Origin of the sequence: Mycobacterium sp. 1164966.3, from assembly GCF_001665395.1 — a bacterium.
Lineage (GTDB): Bacteria > Actinomycetota > Actinomycetes > Mycobacteriales > Mycobacteriaceae > Mycobacterium.
This window is the reverse complement of sequence record NZ_LZSG01000015.1, coordinates 49,131-64,939: the sequence shown is the minus strand read 5'-3', so window position 1 is coordinate 64,939 and position 15,809 is coordinate 49,131. Positions and strand designations below refer to the sequence as shown.

The following is a 15,809-nucleotide window of genomic DNA, read 5'->3' as shown; positions in this document are numbered from 1 at the left end:
CATCACCCACTCCGTTCGGCGTGCTCACGCTGACGCTCTTGGCGCGACGGCCCGGCAGCCTGCGGCGGTTGGGCAGGCGTCTGGGGGATCGGTTTCATGGGCAGCGGGCTGGTGGTGACCTTGTGACCCCGGAACAGGGGAAGCGTCAGCCGGAAGCAGGCGCCTTCGCCCGGCTCGCCCCACGCTTCCAGCCGGCCCTGGTGCAGCCGGGCGTCCTCGATGCTGATCGCCAGACCCAGCCCGGTGCCGCCGGAGCGCCGTACCCGCGACGGGTCCGAACGCCAGAACCGGCTGAACACCAGCTTCTCCTCGCCGGGCCGCAGCCCCACCCCGTAGTCGCGGACGGTGACGGCCACCGTGTCTTCGTCGGCGGCCATCCTGATGTCCACCGGCTGGTGCTCGGCGTGGTCGATGGCGTTGGCGATCAGGTTGCGCAGGATCCGCTCCACCCGGCGGGCGTCGACCTCGGCGATCACCTCCTCGGTGGGCAGGTCGACCCGCAGCGTGATGCCCGCCTCCTCGGCCAAGTGGCCGACATTGCCCAGCGCGCTGTTGACGGTGGTGCGCAGGTCCACTGCCTCAACGGACAACTCGGCCACACCGGCGTCGTGCCGGGAAATCTCCAGCAGGTCGTTGAGCAGGGTCTCGAACCGGTCCAGCTCGTTGACCATCAGCTCGGTGGAGCGCCGCAGTGTGGGATCGAGGTCGGAGCTGTGGTCGTAGATCAAGTCGGCGGCCATCCGCACGGTGGTCAGCGGTGTCCGCAGCTCGTGGCTGACGTCGGAGGTGAAGCGGCGCTGCAGGTTACCGAACTCCTCCAGCTGGGCGATCTGCCGGGACAGGCTCTCGGCCATGTCGTTGAACGAGACCGCCAGCCGCGCCATGTCGTCCTCACCTCGCACCGGCATCCGTTCGGACAGATGCCCTTCGGCGAACCGCTCGGCGATCCGCGACGCCGACCGCACCGGCACCACCACCTGGCGCGAGACCAGGATCGCGATGCCGGCGAACAGCACCAGCAGCACCAGGCCGCCGGTGGCCATCGTGCCGCGCACCAGCGTGACCGTGGCCTGCTCGTTCTTGAGCGGAAAGATCAGGTAGAGCTCGAGGTTGGCCACCCGCGACGACGTCGGCGTGCCGATGATCAGCGCCGGCCCGCTGTAGCCCTCGGTGTGCACGGTGGCGTATTGGTAGGCTGCTTGCCCGGCCTTGACGAAGCCGCGCAACGAGCCGGGCACCTGCTCGACGGGCCCTGCGGTGGTCGCCGCGCGCGGGCCGTCGCCTGGCACCATCAGCACCGCGTCGAACGCTCCGGCGAGGCCGACGGCCGAGGCCGGGTCGGTTTTGGAGGTCAGGGTGTTACGGGCCAGCTGCAGGCTGCTGTCCAGCGAGCGGGTCTCCTCGCCGTTGACGATCCCACTGACCGTGGTTCGCGCCCGCTCGATCTGCTCGATGGCGGCTTTGACCTTGACGTCGAGCACCCGATTGGTGAGCTGGCTGGTCAGCACGAAGCCCAGCGCCAAGATCACGGCCAGCGACAGTCCAAGCGTCAGCGAAACGACTCGCAGCTGTAGCGATCGCCGCCAGGCAACGCTCACGGCCCGGCTCAGCGCGCTCATGCCGCGTGCCATGGGACCCGATCGCCCCCAACGACCGCGTGTGCGCCGCCGTGAGCCCCACGTCACCGGCGCCGGTCCCCCTCAAAGTCGTCCCCTCGCAAGCTGGGGTGCCCCGAGCGCCATGCATCGTCTGCAGGGCAGGTCACGGAGGTCCGGCCTTGTATCCCACTCCTCGAACGGTGAGAACCACAGTCGGGTTCTCCGGGTCTTTCTCGACCTTGGCGCGCAGACGCTGGACGTGCACGTTCACCAGGCGGGTATCCGCCGGGTGCCGGTATCCCCATACCTGTTCGAGCAGCACATCACGAGTAAACACCTGGCGGGGTTTACGCGCCAACGCGACCAACAGGTCGAACTCCAGCGGTGTCAGCGAGATCTGCTCGCCGTTGCGAGTCACCTTGTGGGCCGGCACGTCGATCTCGACGTCGGCGATGGACAGCATCTCGGCCGGCTCGTCGTCGTTTCGCCGCAGCCGTGCCCGCACTCGCGCGACCAGCTCCTTGGGCTTGAACGGCTTCATGATGTAGTCGTCGGCCCCTGACTCCAGGCCCAGCACCACGTCCACGGTGTCGGTCTTGGCGGTCAGCATCACGATCGGGACGCCGGAGTCCGCACGCAATACCCGGCACACGTCGATGCCGTTCATGCCGGGCAGCATCAAGTCCAGCAGCACCAAATCGGGACGCAGCTCGCGTACCGCGGTCAGGGCCTGGGTGCCGTCGCCGACGACCGCGGTGTCGAAGCCCTCCCCGCGCAGCACGATGGTCAGCATCTCCGCCAGCGAAGCGTCGTCATCGACGACGAGAATCCTTTGCCTCATGCTGTCCATGGTGTCACCAGATCGGGACAAAACTGGGCTACCACACGGGCGTTTCGTGGCGGCTTGTTGCTTCGAAGGGCAAATATCGCCCAAATCCGGGCTCCGGGCGGCCTCAGATGAGCCCGCCACGGGTCAAGGTGGTCGCCAAACGGCCCGGATCGACGTCCGCGTCGACGATCAGCCACGGTCCGCCCCAGCCGGCGGCGGCCAGGCCGGCGTACACCGCGCCGGTGCGCTGCTGAAGTCCGTCGTCGCGTTCGTAGCTGTCGCGGACCCGGCCCGGCTCGATCTCGGCCCGGCTGCGGGCCCGCTGCCCGGCGAGTTCGGCGGGCACCGCGAGCAGCACCTGGCAGTCGGGCGCGGGCACCCCGAATCGCTGGTATTCGATCCGCTGTACCCAGGCCGCCGCCTCCCCGGCCGCGTCCTGGTGCAGGCGGGCCGCGCTGTATGCAGCGTTGGAGGCGACGTAGCGATCCAGGATCACGACATCGTGCTCGCGGCGCAGTTGCCCGATCTGTTCGACGGCGCCGGCGCGGTCGAGCGCGAACAGCATCGCCATCGCATACACCGACGACGCGAGGTCACCGTGCTCGCCGTGCAGGGCCTCCGCGGCGATGTCGGCCGGTATCGACTGGCCATATCGCGGGAAGGCCAGCGTGGCCACCGACTTCCCGTCGGCCTCGAAGGCGGTGCGCAACCCGTCGGACAGCGTGCGCTTGCCGGCGCCGTCAACGCCTTCGATCGCGATCAGCATCGCGCGAGCCTAACGCCGCCCCTGAGTGTGCGACTGGCCGCACACTCGATGTCGAACGTGCGGCTGGCCGCGCACTCGTGCCCTGAAAGCGCCTAGTAGCGGTAGTGGTCCGGCTTGTAGGGGCCTTCGACGTCGACGCCGAGATATTCGGCCTGGTCCTTGGTCAGCTTGGTGAGGTGACCGCCGAGCGCCTCGACGTGGATGCGGGCCACCTTCTCGTCGAGGTGCTTGGGCAGCCGGTATACCTCGTTGTCGTATTCGTCGTTCTTGGTCCACAGCTCGATCTGCGCGATCACCTGGTTGGCGAAGCTGTTGCTCATCACGAACGACGGGTGGCCGGTGGCGTTGCCCAGGTTCAGCAGGCGGCCCTCGGACAGCACGATGATCGCCTTGCCGGTGTCACCGAACGTCCACAAATCGACCTGCGGCTTGATGTTGAGCTTCGTCGCCCCGGACCGCTCCAGCGCGGCCATCTGTATCTCGTTGTCGAAGTGGCCGATGTTGCCCAAGATGGCGTGGTCCTTCATGGCCCTCATGTGCTCCAGCGAAATGATGTCCTTATTGCCGGTCGCGGTCACCACGATGTCGGCCTCACCGATGGCCTCCTCGACGGTCACCACCGGGAAGCCCTCCATCATCGCCTGCAACGCGTTGATCGGGTCGATCTCGGTGACGCTGACCCGCGCACCCTGGCCTTTGGCCGCCTCCGCGCAGCCCTTACCCACGTCGCCGTAGCCGCAGATCAACACGTTCTTGCCGCCGATCAGGGCGTCGGTGCCGCGGTTGATGCCGTCGATCAGCGAGTGCCGGGTGCCGTACTTGTTGTCGAACTTGGACTTGGTCACCGAGTCGTTGACGTTGATCGCCGGGAAGGCCAGATCCCCGGCCGCGGCGAACTGATACAGCCGCAGCACCCCGGTGGTGGTTTCCTCGGTGACGCCCTTGACCGAATCGGCGATCTTGGTCCACTTGGTCTTGTCGGTTTCGAAGCGCTGGCGCAGCACGTTTAGGAAGACCTTCCATTCGGCGGAGTCGTCTTCCTCGGCGGGCGGCACCACGCCGGCCGTCTCGTACTGCATGCCGCGCAACACCATCATGGTGGCGTCGCCGCCGTCGTCCAGGATCATATTTGCCGGCTTGTCGGGGTCCGGCCAGGTCAGCATCTGCTCGGCGCACCACCAGTACTCTTCGAGCGTCTCGCCCTTCCAGGCGAACACCGGGACACCCTTGGGCTCTTCGGGGGTGCCATGCGGGCCGACGACGACGGCGGCGGCCGCGTGATCCTGCGTCGAGAAGATGTTGCAGGAGGCCCACCGCACCTCGGCGCCCAGCGACGTCAGGGTTTCGATCAGCACCGCGGTCTGCACGGTCATGTGCAGCGAGCCCGAGATGCGGGCCCCCTTCAGCGGCTGCACCTCGGCGTATTCGCGGCGCAGAGACATCAGGCCGGGCATCTCGTACTCGGCGAGATCGAGTTCCTTACGGCCGAAATCCGCCAGCGACAGATCGGCGATCTTGAAGTCGATCCCGTTGAGAACGTCGGGGGTCAGCGCATTTTCGGTCGTCGTCATAGGGGTGTTCGTCCTTCTTTGGGGCTTTTGCGGGCTAGAGGCCGGAGTTCGTTAGCGTCAGCCACTCTAGTCCCGGCACCCACGCGTGCCGGTCACGGGACGTTGATGACCCCGTGGCGCTCCGCGAACGGCGTCATCAACCGGGCCAGGTCGGCCGCGACGTCGTGGTCCGACTCCGGCGGCATCGAGACGTAGCTCAGGCACAGCCGCACGAGTGTGCGCGCCAGCATGTTGGCGTCATCGTCGCTGGTGGTCAACCAGGTCTGAGTGAAGGCCGTGGCCAGCCGGGCCGACGATCGGGTGATGATGGGCCCGCTGTCGGTGGTGATCAGCTGCAGCAGGTCGGGCTTGGCGACGCCGGTCAGCAGCGACATCACCAACGGGTCCGCCGCCGACTCGACGAAGAAGGCCCGAAACCCCTCCAGGAACGATTGGTAGATGTTGCCGACGTTGGCCTCCAGGCCGCCCCTGACGGTGTCGACGAGGCGGTCGGCCAGGCGCAGGGCGTAACCCTGCGCCAGGCCCTGCCGCGAGCCGAACTCGTTGTAGATGGTCTGCCTGCTGATGCCCGCGGCGCGCGCCACGTCCGACAGCGTGATCGCAGACCAGTCTCGGGTCAGCAGCAGGTCACGCATCGCATCCAGCACCGAGTCACGCAACAGCGCCCGCGACGCCTCGGCGTAAGGAATACGCTTCACAGCCGCGACACTATCGGTTTTGGGCTCGGCGCCGGCGCTGATCACGGGCGGGCCACCTCGACCATCACGAAGTCCGACTTGGCGGCGCCGCAGTCCGGGCAGCTCCAGTCCTCGGGGATGTCGTCCCAGCGGGTGCCGGGTGCGATGCCGTCTTCCGGCCAGCCCAGGGCCTCGTCGTACTCGAAGCCGCACTGCACGCACTGATACAGCTTGTAGTCACTCATTTGATTGCTCCTCTCAGACGGGTTCGAAATCTGGCTTTTCGCGGACCGCGCAGTCCGGGCAGCACCACTCGTCGGGAATCTGTTCCCAGGGCGTGCCGGCCGGGAAACCTTCGCGGGCATCGCCGTTGGACTCGTCGTAGACGTAGTCGCACACGGGGCACTTGTAGGCGGCCATCATGCTGCAGCTCCATAGCGGGCCAACAGCTTCTCCCGCAGCCGCGGTTGCAGGTTCACCCTGGTGATGTCGCCGTCGTAGTGCGCCAGCACCCGGTGGTCCATGACCTTGCGCCACAGCGGCGGGAAGTACGTCAGCGAGATCATCGACGCGTATCCACTCGGCAGGTTGGGCGAGCCTTCCATGCTGCGCAGTGTCTGGTAGCGCCGCGTGGGGTTGGCGTGGTGATCGCTGTGCCGCTGCAGGTGGTAGAGGAACAGGTTGGTGACGATGTGGTCGGAGTTCCAGCTGTGCACCGGGGCGCAGCGCTCGTAGCGGCCGTTGGCGTTCTTCTGGCGCAGCAAGCCGTAGTGCTCGAGGTAGTTGACGGCTTCCAGCAGGGAGAAGCCCAACACCGCCTGGATGATCAGGAACGGGATGAGCGCCGGGCCGAAGACCGCGATCAGCGCGCCGAACAGCACCACCGACATCGCCCACGCGTTGAGCACGTCGTTGGAGAGGTAGGTTTTCGGGTTCCACGGGTTCTTGCCGAGCCGGCGAATCCGCTGCGCTTCGAGGTGGACGGATGAGCGCGCGCTACCGATCACGCTGCGGGGCAGGAACTCCCAGAACGTCTCACCGAAGCGGGACGACGCCGGGTCCTCCGGGGTGGAGACGCGCACGTGGTGGCCACGGTTGTGCTCGATGTAGAAGTGGCCGTAGGCGGTCTGCGCCAAGGTGATCTTGGACAGCCAGCGCTCCTGCGAGTCCTTCTTGTGGCCCATCTCGTGGGCGGTGTTGATCCCGACGCCGCCGAGCACGCCGACCGAGAGCGCCAGGCCGATCTTGCCCAGCCAGCCCAGGCCGCCCTCAAATCCGAGCCAGCTCAGGTTGGATGCGGTGAACAGGTAGGCGCCCAGTACCACGCTCGCGTACTGGAACGGGATGTACAGGTAGGTGCAGTACCGGTAGTACTTGTCGTTCTCCAGCCGCTCCATCACCTCGTCGGGCGGGTTCTGCCCGTCGGGGCCGAAGAACACGTCGAGTATCGGCAGCAGGATGTAGAGCAGGATCGGCCCGATCCACAGTGGAACCTGGGCCGCAGTGTGCCAGCCGAGCTGGTTCATTCCCCAGATGATCGGGAGCATCACGAACAGTGCCGTCGGGGCGATGAGCCCCATCAACCACAGGTAGCGCTTCTTGTCGCGCCACTCTGTTGCGGGCACTTCGGGTAATTCAAGCGCTTTCGCTTGAGGGCTGATTTGTGTGGTCATATGCCAAACCTCCTTGTGAGTCACACCACGTCGAGTTTGGACAATACCGGCGTTTGCGTCTCTTGTCTAGACATAGACGGTGCCTTTGTAAAGTACCTCCGGGCTCAGGGGTTTGGCGGGAACCGAGGGCGTTCAGTGTGTATCCAGGGCGGAAAAATCACGATTTCCCCGCCCTAGATACACGCCCAAAGCCGCCAATTCACGCGCAAAGCTCAGGCTTCACCCGCAAAGCCGCCATTTCACGCGGAAAGCCTTAGACGCAAACTCCTACGCGGCGGCCGTGCTGGTATCCGGGTCGGGTTCCTTGTCGGCCTCTTCTGCCTGTCGCTTGCCCTGCACCGAATGCCGGACCCCGTAACCGAGGTAGATCGCGGTGCCGACCACCAGCCAGACAGCGAACCGAACCCAGGTCAGAGCGGTCAGGTTCACCATCAGCCAGACACACGCGATGATCGACGCGATCGGGAGGGCGGGAACCCAGGGCGCCCGGAAGCCCCGGGGCAGGTCGGGCCGGGTTCGACGCAGCACCACAACCCCGGCGGAGACGAGCACGAACGCGAACAGGGTTCCGACGTTCACCATCTCCTCGAGCTTGTTGATCGGGAATACCGAGGCGGTCAGGGCCACCACAACGGCCACGAGCACGGTGATCCGGACCGGGGTGCCATGCGTCCCGGTCTTGGCCAACGGACGCGGCAGCAGCCCGTCGCGGGCCATCGCGAACAACACGCGGCATTGGCCGAGCATCAGGACCATCACCACCGTGGTCAACCCGGCCAACGCCCCGACGGCGATGATCTTGCTCGCCCAGTGCACTCCGTTGGCGGTGAAGGCGGTGGAGAGGTTCGCGTGTGCGCCGCCCGGAACGGTCTTGAGCTGGGTGTAGGAAACCATCCCCGACAGCACGATGGAGACCGCGACGTAGAGTACCGTCACGATGGCCAGCGACGCCAGGATTCCCTTGGGGACATCGCGCTGGGGATGCTTGGTCTCCTCGGCCATGGTGGCCACGATGTCGAACCCGATGAATGCGAAGAACACGATCGACGCCCCGGCCAGCACCCCGTACCAGCCGTAGTGGCTGCCGTGCGCCCCGGTCAGCAGCGACAGCACCGACTGGTCGATGCCGCGGGCGTTTGGTCCCGCTTCCGGCTTCGGAATGAATGGCGAGTAGTTGGCCGACTTGATGTAAAAGGCGCCGACCACAATGACCAGCAGCACCACTCCCACCTTGATGCCGGTGACCACCGCGGAAAACCGCGACGACAACTTGGTGCCGAGGGCAATCAGCGTCGCCACCACACCGACGATCACCAGGGCACCCCAGTCCAGGCTCACCGAGCCCAACTTGGCCGTGCCGCCGGCGAATCCGAACACCGTACCCAAGTAGCTCGACCAGCCTTTAGACACCACCGCCGCGCCGATCGCCAACTCCAGCAACAAGTTCCAGCCGATGATCCAGGCGAGGAACTCACCGAAGGTCGCATAGGAGAAGGTGTACGCGCTGCCGGCCACCGGCAGCGTCGAGGCGAATTCCGCGTAACACAGCGCCGCCAGCGCACACGTGATCGCCGCGATCACGAACGATATCCAGATTGCCGGGCCGGTGATGTCGCCGGTGGTGGACGCGGTGACCGTGAAGATCCCGGCGCCGATCACCACCGCCACCCCGAACACCACCAGGTCCCACCAGGTGAGGTCCTTGCGTAGCCGCGTACCCGGTTCGTCGGTGTCAGCGATTGACTGTTCGACCGACTTCGTGCGCCATCGACCGGCCATCTGCGGTGTCCTTTCCATTACTGGTTGTGACGGCACAGTACCGAGTAACCTCGCGTTGGTGCGCGATCAAGGGGAAATCGTGCGGGACCACGCGGTCGTCATCGGGGGCAGCATCGCAGGGTTGTGTGCGGCACGGGTGCTATCGAACTACTACTCTCGGGTGACGGTATTCGAGCGCGACGATCTGCCGAGCGAGCCCGCGAACCGCACCGCGGTACCTCAGGACCGGCACTTACACATGCTGATGGCCCGTGGCGCAATGGAGTTCGAGAATCTGTTTCCCGGGCTGCTGGCCGACATGGTGGCCGCGGGCGTGCCGATGCTGGAGAACCGGCCGGACTGCATCTACCTCGGTGCCGCCGGCCACGTCCTGGGGACGGGCCAAACGCTGCGCAAGGAGTTCACCGCCTACGTGCCCAGCCGTCCCCATCTGGAATGGCAGCTGCGACGGCGGGTCCTCGACATCGCGAACGTCGAAGTCATCCAGCGCCACGTCCTCGAGCCGCGGTTCGATCGGACCCGCCAGCGGGTGACGGGCGTGCTGCTTGATCCCGACAGCAACGGCGACTCGGAGTTTGTCGCCGCCGACTTGGTGGTCGACGCGGCAGGACGCGGCACCCGGCTGCCGGTGTGGTTGACGCAGTGGGGATATCAGCGCCCCCGCGAGGAGATAGTGGACATCGGCATCAGCTATGCCACCCACCAGTTCCGCATCCCCGACGGGCTGATCCGGGAGAAGGTGGTGGTCGCCGGAGCCTCACACGACGAATCGCTGGGGCTGGGCATGCTGTACTACGAGGACGGTACCTGGGTGCTGACCACCTTCGGGGTGGCCAACGCCAAACCGCCGAGGACGTTTCCCGAGATGCTTGCGCTGGCCGACCAGTTGCTGCCGCCGCATTTCAGCGCCGCCCTGGCGCAGGCGGAACCCTTGGGAGAACCGGCATTTCACGCTTTCCCGGCCAGCAAGTGGCGCCGCTACGACAAGCTGGAGCACTTCCCGATCGGGATCGTCCCGTTCGGCGATGCCGTGGCCAGCTTCAACCCGACCTTCGGCCAGGGCATGACGATGACGTCGCTGCAGGGCAATCATCTGCGCCGGGCGCTCGAATTCCCCGACGACAAGTTGGCTGCCGTACTCAACCGCGCCACCGCCAAGACGACCTATCCGGTGTGGATGATGAACGCCGTCGGCGATATCACCTTCCACCACGCCCAGGCGGAGACCGTCCCGTGGTGGTGGCGTCCGTCCGGTGCCCTGTTCGACCAGTTTCTCGGCGCCGCCGAGACCGAACCCGTTCTGGCCGAATGGTTTTTGCGCCGCTTCTCACTGCTGGACAGCCTGTACATGATCCCGCCGCCGCGCATCATCGGCCGTGCCATCCGGCACAACATGCGGTTGTGGCTTCGCGAACGACGGGAAGCCCGCGCGAACGCTTTACAGCCCGACAGTCGCCCTGAATAGCTTGGCGGGTTGGTTCGCGAGTAGACGGATGGGCCCGTCGTCGGCGGCTACCCAGGCCGCCATGCCGCGGTCCAGGGTGAGCGCGTCGGATTTCCCGTACACCGTCGCGGAACCTTCTGTGCACAAAAGGATCTGGGGGCCTTCGTGGCGTGATGACGCGTCGACCTCGTGGCCCAGATTCTCACCCTCGAGCACCAGCAACGAGACGGCGAACTCGTCGGTCGGGGTGTCGTAGACCAGCGACAGTCCGTCCCGGTGAATCGGCGCGCGTAGTTCGGCCTCAGCGGTCGGGGCGAAGTCGAGCACCCGCAACAGCTCTGGCACATCGACGTGCTTGGGAGTGAGGCCGCCGCGTAATACGTTGTCGGAGTTGGCCATTACCTCCAGCGCGAAGCCACGCAGGTAGGTGTGCAAATTGCCGGCCGACAGGAAGATCGCCTCTCCGGGGGCCAGGTCGATGCGGTTGAGCAGCAACGCGGCCAGTACCCCGGCGTCACCGGGATAGCGTTCGCCGAGCTCCAGGACGGTCTTGGCTTCGGCCTCGAATTCCGTTGCGCCAGAACTGACGTAGTGAATGGCCCCGTCGAGGACGGCGGGCACGAGCACGTCGATGTCGGGCTGGGGCGCGGTGATCCACGTGGTGAACAGCGCGCGCAGACCGTCGGCGTCGGACTGGTCGTTCAGCAATTCGATGTAGGGGTCGAGGTCGGAGACCGCAAGCGCGCGCAGCAGGTCGGTGGTACGCGAGGCCTGACGAAATCCGGCCAGCGCCTCGAACGGCTGCAGGGCCACCAACAACTCCGGCTTGTGACTGGTATCGCGGTAGTTGCGGGTAGGCGCGGACACCGGAATTCCGAGTCGCTCTTCCCGCAGGTAACCCTCGACGGCCTGCTCGGCACTGGGATGGGCTTGCAGCGACAGCGGCTCGTCGGCCGCCAGCACCTTGACCAGGAACGGCAGCACGTCGCCGAACCGGGCCCGGGACGCGCTGCCCAGCTGGCCTTCCGGATCGGCGACCAGCGCCTGCAGCAGCGACACTTCGCCGTCCGCGGTTTCCAGCCACGCCGGGTCGCCGGGGTGCGCACCGAACCATAGTTCGGCCTCGGGATGAGCAGCGGGAACAGGGCGCCCGGTGAAGTCGGCGATATCGGTGCGCGATCCCCACGCGTATGTCCGTAACGCTCCGCGTAGCAGTTCCACTTCTGTATCTATCCCCGCACCAGTCGCAGATAAACCGCGGCCATCTCAAGTCGAACGGCCAATATAGCCAGTTGCTGCTCGGCGCGAGTGGGCGCGGGCAAGGTGCCGGCTACGTCCGGCAGATCCGGCACGTCCTCGGCGGAAACCAGGTCGACGTCGTGCAGGCCGGCGACCCGGGCAGCCACGGCCAGCCGCTCGTCGCCCAACGTGAGCGCAAGCACGCGCAGCCGCTCCGGCAACGGACCGTCGATCTCTTCGTCGTGGAAGAGCGCGTCGGCGGGATCCTGGAATCTGTCCGCCGCCCCGATGCTCAGCGCCGCTATCGCTTCGGCCAGCCCGCTGGCGGCAGTGACCTGGTCGGCGATGCGCAGCAGCACCGAACTGGCGTGCCGGGCCAGCGCGAGGGTAGGGGCGCTGTCGCCGGCCAGCGCCAGCCGCCGCCCGGACATCCGCGCGGCGAGTGTCTTGGCGGGGTTGGTGAACAGCTCACGGCCCGCGCTGTTGTGCAGCGCCTCGGCGTCCAGCTCGTCGGCGAGCAGCGCCAGATCGACGCTGAGTCTGGGGTCCACGGTCTGCAGGGCGGCAAGACCGACGGCCAGATACCGGCACAGCCCGAACTCGTCGGGAACCCACAGCCGCGGCGAGAGCTCAGCGACCCGCCCCGCCGTGGTGTCCCGCAGCGGGCCCTCGTACGGTGTCGCCACCACAACCCGCGCGCCCCGGCGGACACCGGTCGCCGCGGCACCGACGAGAGCGGGGTCGCCCGCGTCGTCGCCCGCGACGACCAGCACGTCCAGCGGCCCGATCCAGGGCGGCGCCTCGGTGGCGACGACTATCGGCTCGGCGGCCGTACCGCCCATCGTCGCGGCCAGCATGGTCCCGGCCGTCTCGGCGGTACCGCGGCCGGCCACCCAGATCACCGTTCGTGGCCTGTCGTCGGTCCGCAGCGATTGCAGCGCGCCTTCGTCTTGGGCGGCGGCTACCGCACGCACCTGCGCGCCGGCCGACGACGCGGCCCGCAACAGGCCCTGCCGGTCGGCGGCCAGCAGACCCTCGGTGTCTTCGAGATCGATTGCGCTGGCGGTGTTCACGGAAGCGCCCCTTCGGGCGCGGATTGGGCGGCGATCTGAGCCCTGACGTGCGCCACCACCGCGTCGACGTCCTCGGTGCTGCGGCCTTCCACATTCAGCCGCAGCAACGGCTCGGTGTTGGAGCTGCGCAGGTTGAACCAGCTGCCGTCGCCCAGATCCACCGTCACCCCGTCGAGGTGATCGATGGAATGAATCCTGGTGCTCAAAGACTTGAGCACCGCGTCCACACATTGCGCCGCGTCGGCCACGGTGAAGTTGATCTCGCCGGACGATTCGTACCGTTGATAGTCGGCGGTCAGCTCGGACAGCGGGCGCTCCTGTTCGCCGAGGGCGGCCAGCACGTACAGCGCGGCCAGCATGCCCGAGTCCGCGCCCCAGAAATCGCGGAAGTAGTAATGCGCCGAGTGCTCACCGCCGAAGATCGCGCCGGTGTCGGCCATGAGCGCCTTTATATAGGAGTGGCCGACGCGTGAGCGCAGTGGCGTGCCGCCCCGCTCGGTGACCAGTTCAGCCACCGCACGCGAGGTGATCACGTTGTGGATGATCGTGGCGCCGATCTCCCGGTTCAGCTCACGGGCGGCCACCAGGCTGGTCACCGTCGAGGGCGACACCGGCTCGCCGCGTTCGTCGACCACGAAGCAGCGGTCGGCGTCGCCGTCGAAGGCCAGCCCGATGTCAGCGCCGGTGTCGCGGACGTAGGCCTGCAGGTCTGCCAGGTTCGCCCGGTCGAGCGGGTTGGCTTCGTGGTTGGGGAACGACCCGTCCAGCTCGAAGTACAGCGGCAGCAAGGTGATCGAGTCGATCGCGCCGAGCACGGCCGGGGTGGTGTGGCCCGCCATGCCGTTGCCAGCGTCGACCGCCACCCGCAACGGGCGCAGGCCGGCGGTGTCCACCAGTGAGCGCAGGTATGCGCCGTAGTCGGCCAGCACATCTTGGTCGGAGCTGGTTCCGGGCGGTCCGTCATAGCGCGGGACGCCCGCGATGACTTCGTCGCGGATGACGGCAAGGCCGGTGTCGGCGCCGACGGGTTTGGCGCCCGCCCGGCACAACTTGATGCCGTTGTAGGCCGCTGGGTTGTGGCTGGCGGTGAACATCGCGCCGGGACAATCCAGCAAACCGGAGGCGAAGTAAAGCTGGTCGGTGGAGGCCAGCCCGACCCGCACCACGTCGAGGCCCTGACCGGTCACCCCGGCCGCAAAGGCGGCCGCCAGGGACGGAGAGCTGTCCCGCATGTCGTGGCCGATCGCCACCTGCCGCGCGTCCTCGGCACGCATCAGTCTGGCGAATGCCGCGCCCAGCTCGGCGGCCAGCTCCTCGTCGATCTCCTCACCGACCAGCCCGCGCACGTCGTATGCCTTGATGACACGATGGACAGCCGCGGCGGTCCGAGACATGCGGTGGCTCCTGAGAACTTGGACTGATTGCGCCTCTTGGCCGCCAGCCTAACGGCCCGGGCTCAGTACGGGCCGGAGTAGCCCCTTGGCGATCGCGAGCGCGGCGCAGCCGGGCGACGCGGGTCGCCACCATGAGGCCCCGTGGCGATCGCGAGCGCGGCGCAGCCGGGCGACGCGCCACCATGAGGCGTCTCGCAACGTGCGGCGTCAGTCGGCGGGGTCGGGCAACACCCGTAGATGTCCACGGCGGCGCCCCGAGCGATGCTCGGGTGGTGCCAACACACCACCGCTGGGCACCGTCGCCTGGGCACCCGCATGCTGCAAAGGATCGGGGAAGCCGTTCACCGGCGCACGGGCCCCGCCGAAGCCAGACGCGGCCGCGCTCGGACCGCCTTCGCGGACGGCATCCGCCAGGGCCACCAAGTCGTCCTCGTCGGGATGGGTGGGTAGAGGCCCGGCGTGCCGAACCAACTCCCACCCGCGCGGTGCGGTGATGCGTCCGGCATGGCCGACGCACAAATCCCACGAATGCGGCTCCCGCACGGTCGCAAGCGGACCTACTACCGCCGTCGAGTCCGAGTAAACGAACGTCAACGTCGCCACGGCATAGTGCGGACACCCGGGCCGGCAACAGCGACGGGGTACGTTCACGACCGAAAGGCTATCGTGCGGAAACGCCGTGCAGCGCCGGACACGCGCAACCGGTCGGGGCGGGATGTGCAACCGTTACCATCGGCGCGTGGGCGATTCGCGCAGCTACCCGCGGGGCGGCCGCTCGGCGGCGCACCGGACTTCCCGGCGGGGCCGCGATATGCGCGGGCCGCTGCTACCGCCGACCGTGCCGGGCTGGCGCACCCGGGCCGAGCGGTTCGACATGGCGGTGCTGGAAGCCTATGAACCCATCGAGCAACGCTGGCGCGAACGGGTGGCCGAGCTCGACGTCGCGGTCGACGAGATTCCGCGCATCGCCGCGAAGGATCCCGAGAGCGTGCAGTGGCCACCCGAGGTCATCGCCGATGGGCCGATCGCGCTCGCGCGGCTGATCCCCGCCGGCGTCGACGTTCGCGGCAATGCCACCCGGGCGCGAATTGTCCTGTTCCGCAAGCCGATCGAGCGACGGGCGAAGGACACCATCGAACTCGCCGAATTGCTACATGAAATCCTGGTGGCTCAGGTCGCCATCTATCTGGACGTTGAGCCCTCGGTCATCGACCCGACGATCGACGACGATTGACGGGAGCTTGGGCTCAGCCGATGCCGCGCTTGAGGCGCCGGCGCTCACGCTCGGACAGACCGCCCCAAATGCCGAAGCGCTCGTCATGCGCCAGGGCATACTCGAGGCATTCATGGCGAACCTCGCAACCCAGGCAGATTTTCTTGGCCTCGCGGGTAGATCCGCCCTTTTCAGGGAAGAAGGCTTCCGGATCCGTTTGCGCGCATAATGCGCGGTCCTGCCATTGATCCGGAGTTGTCGGCAGGGGTTCGGGTTCGAAAGCGACGGGCGCTTCGGGAACCACAGTCAAATGCGGTCGAGTAATTGCCGCCGGCGGCGTGCCCACAGTGGTGTGCGGTGTGCTTGCCAGTACGCCCCGAAGGTGCTCGTAGGACATGCTTCCTCCGCCTCCTCAGATGCTTTGGGAGAGTGAATATTTGGCGCTGTTGTGATGTACAGACAATTCGAACAAGTGATCGAATCTCGGTCTGCGACACCGGAACCGGCCGGCCAACCGGGAAATGACACTGATGTGATTAGACACGGGTTGGCC

15 protein-coding genes and 1 pseudogene are annotated in these 15,809 nt (G+C 67.0%); 2 read left to right on the top strand and 14 right to left on the bottom strand.

Annotated elements, in window-relative coordinates; genetic code table 11:
* Window positions 1-2 precede the first annotated feature (2 nt).
* The 9 genes from mtrB to A9W99_RS05780 all read right to left on the bottom strand — a co-directional run bounded on the left by mtrB (window position 3) and on the right by A9W99_RS05780 (window position 8,893).
* Window positions 3-1,685, bottom strand: a complete 1,683-nt coding sequence (gene mtrB / locus A9W99_RS05820) for an MtrAB system histidine kinase MtrB (protein ID WP_067374724.1) — start codon at window positions 1,683-1,685, stop codon at window positions 3-5.
* 76 nt (window positions 1,686-1,761) lie between these two features.
* Entirely contained in the window at window positions 1,762-2,448 is a 687-nt protein-coding gene (mtrA, locus tag A9W99_RS05815; RefSeq protein ID WP_067237492.1) for a two-component system response regulator MtrA, read from the bottom strand.
* Window positions 2,449-2,551: 103 nt separating this feature from the next.
* On the bottom strand, window positions 2,552-3,193 hold the full coding sequence (locus A9W99_RS05810) for a dTMP kinase (RefSeq protein WP_067374722.1): 642 nt from the start codon (window positions 3,191-3,193) through the stop codon (window positions 2,552-2,554).
* A 92-nt stretch (window positions 3,194-3,285) separates the two neighbouring features.
* Window positions 3,286-4,764 (bottom strand): adenosylhomocysteinase, encoded by a 1,479-nt coding sequence (ahcY, locus tag A9W99_RS05805; RefSeq protein WP_067374720.1) that lies wholly within the window; start codon window positions 4,762-4,764, stop codon window positions 3,286-3,288.
* A 92-nt stretch (window positions 4,765-4,856) separates the two neighbouring features.
* A complete protein-coding gene (locus tag A9W99_RS05800; protein WP_067374783.1) occupies window positions 4,857-5,462 on the bottom strand; it encodes a TetR family transcriptional regulator in 606 nt (201 codons plus the stop codon).
* A 41-nt stretch (window positions 5,463-5,503) separates the two neighbouring features.
* Window positions 5,504-5,686, bottom strand: coding sequence for a rubredoxin (locus A9W99_RS05795; protein WP_067374718.1), 183 nt, complete (start codon window positions 5,684-5,686; stop codon window positions 5,504-5,506).
* A gap of 13 nt (window positions 5,687-5,699) precedes the next feature.
* A complete protein-coding gene (locus tag A9W99_RS05790; RefSeq protein WP_067374786.1) occupies window positions 5,700-5,861 on the bottom strand; it encodes a rubredoxin in 162 nt (53 codons plus the stop codon).
* Entirely contained in the window at window positions 5,861-7,114 is a 1,254-nt protein-coding gene (locus A9W99_RS05785) for an alkane 1-monooxygenase (RefSeq protein WP_067374716.1), read from the bottom strand. The genes A9W99_RS05790 and A9W99_RS05785 overlap by 1 nt, the downstream gene beginning before the upstream one ends.
* 267 nt (window positions 7,115-7,381) lie before the next feature.
* Window positions 7,382-8,893, bottom strand: coding sequence for an amino acid permease (locus A9W99_RS05780; protein WP_067374781.1), 1,512 nt, complete (start codon window positions 8,891-8,893; stop codon window positions 7,382-7,384).
* Window positions 8,894-8,972: 79 nt separating this feature from the next.
* Between A9W99_RS05780 and A9W99_RS05775 the strand changes: the two are divergent.
* Window positions 8,973-10,354: pseudogene (locus A9W99_RS05775) on the top strand (FAD-dependent oxidoreductase).
* Here A9W99_RS05775 and manA read toward each other — a convergent pair.
* The 4 genes from manA to A9W99_RS05755 all read right to left on the bottom strand — a co-directional run bounded on the left by manA (window position 10,332) and on the right by A9W99_RS05755 (window position 14,694).
* Window positions 10,332-11,558 (bottom strand): mannose-6-phosphate isomerase, class I, encoded by a 1,227-nt coding sequence (gene manA, locus A9W99_RS05770; protein WP_067374711.1) that lies wholly within the window; start codon window positions 11,556-11,558, stop codon window positions 10,332-10,334. The pseudogene A9W99_RS05775 and the gene manA sit on opposite strands and share 23 nt — an antisense overlap.
* 8 nt (window positions 11,559-11,566) lie before the next feature.
* Window positions 11,567-12,649, bottom strand: a complete 1,083-nt coding sequence (locus tag A9W99_RS05765) for a TobH protein (protein ID WP_067374709.1) — start codon at window positions 12,647-12,649, stop codon at window positions 11,567-11,569.
* On the bottom strand, window positions 12,646-14,043 hold the full coding sequence (locus A9W99_RS05760; protein WP_067374707.1) for a phosphomannomutase/phosphoglucomutase: 1,398 nt from the start codon (window positions 14,041-14,043) through the stop codon (window positions 12,646-12,648). Before A9W99_RS05760 ends, A9W99_RS05765 begins: the two co-directional genes overlap by 4 nt.
* A 207-nt stretch (window positions 14,044-14,250) precedes the next feature.
* A complete protein-coding gene (locus A9W99_RS05755; RefSeq protein WP_156622953.1) occupies window positions 14,251-14,694 on the bottom strand; it encodes a DUF3499 domain-containing protein in 444 nt (147 codons plus the stop codon).
* A gap of 160 nt (window positions 14,695-14,854) precedes the next feature.
* Between A9W99_RS05755 and A9W99_RS05750 the strand changes: the two genes are divergently transcribed.
* Window positions 14,855-15,277 (top strand): metallopeptidase family protein, encoded by a 423-nt coding sequence (locus tag A9W99_RS05750; protein ID WP_067374779.1) that lies wholly within the window; start codon window positions 14,855-14,857, stop codon window positions 15,275-15,277.
* Window positions 15,278-15,290: 13 nt separating this feature from the next.
* Here A9W99_RS05750 and A9W99_RS05745 read toward each other — a convergent pair whose 3' ends face one another.
* The gene (locus A9W99_RS05745; RefSeq protein WP_371514925.1) at window positions 15,291-15,653 is read right to left on the bottom strand and encodes a WhiB family transcriptional regulator; all 363 of its coding nucleotides are present in this window, start codon (window positions 15,651-15,653) and stop codon (window positions 15,291-15,293) included.
* Window positions 15,654-15,809: the final 156 nt, after the last annotated feature.

Excerpts from the sequence above, each read along its gene's own strand:
- ahcY (WP_067374720.1), bottom strand. The coding sequence starts at position 4,764 with ATGACGACGACCGAAAATGCGCTGACCCCCGACGTTCTCAACGGGATC.
- mtrA (WP_067237492.1), bottom strand. The coding sequence starts at position 2,448 with ATGGACAGCATGAGGCAAAGGATTCTCGTCGTCGATGACGACGCTTCG.
- A9W99_RS05810 (WP_067374722.1), bottom strand. The coding sequence starts at position 3,193 with ATGCTGATCGCGATCGAAGGCGTTGACGGCGCCGGCAAGCGCACGCTG.
- A9W99_RS05795 (WP_067374718.1), bottom strand. The coding sequence starts at position 5,686 with ATGAGTGACTACAAGCTGTATCAGTGCGTGCAGTGCGGCTTCGAGTAC.
- A9W99_RS05790 (WP_067374786.1), bottom strand. The coding sequence starts at position 5,861 with ATGGCCGCCTACAAGTGCCCCGTGTGCGACTACGTCTACGACGAGTCC.
- A9W99_RS05780 (WP_067374781.1), bottom strand. The coding sequence starts at position 8,893 with ATGGCCGGTCGATGGCGCACGAAGTCGGTCGAACAGTCAATCGCTGAC.
- A9W99_RS05760 (WP_067374707.1), bottom strand. The coding sequence starts at position 14,043 with ATGTCTCGGACCGCCGCGGCTGTCCATCGTGTCATCAAGGCATACGAC.
- A9W99_RS05785 (WP_067374716.1), bottom strand. The coding sequence starts at position 7,114 with ATGACCACACAAATCAGCCCTCAAGCGAAAGCGCTTGAATTACCCGAA.
- A9W99_RS05750 (WP_067374779.1), top strand. The coding sequence starts at position 14,855 with ATGCGCGGGCCGCTGCTACCGCCGACCGTGCCGGGCTGGCGCACCCGG.
- A9W99_RS05745 (WP_371514925.1), bottom strand. The coding sequence starts at position 15,653 with ATGTCCTACGAGCACCTTCGGGGCGTACTGGCAAGCACACCGCACACC.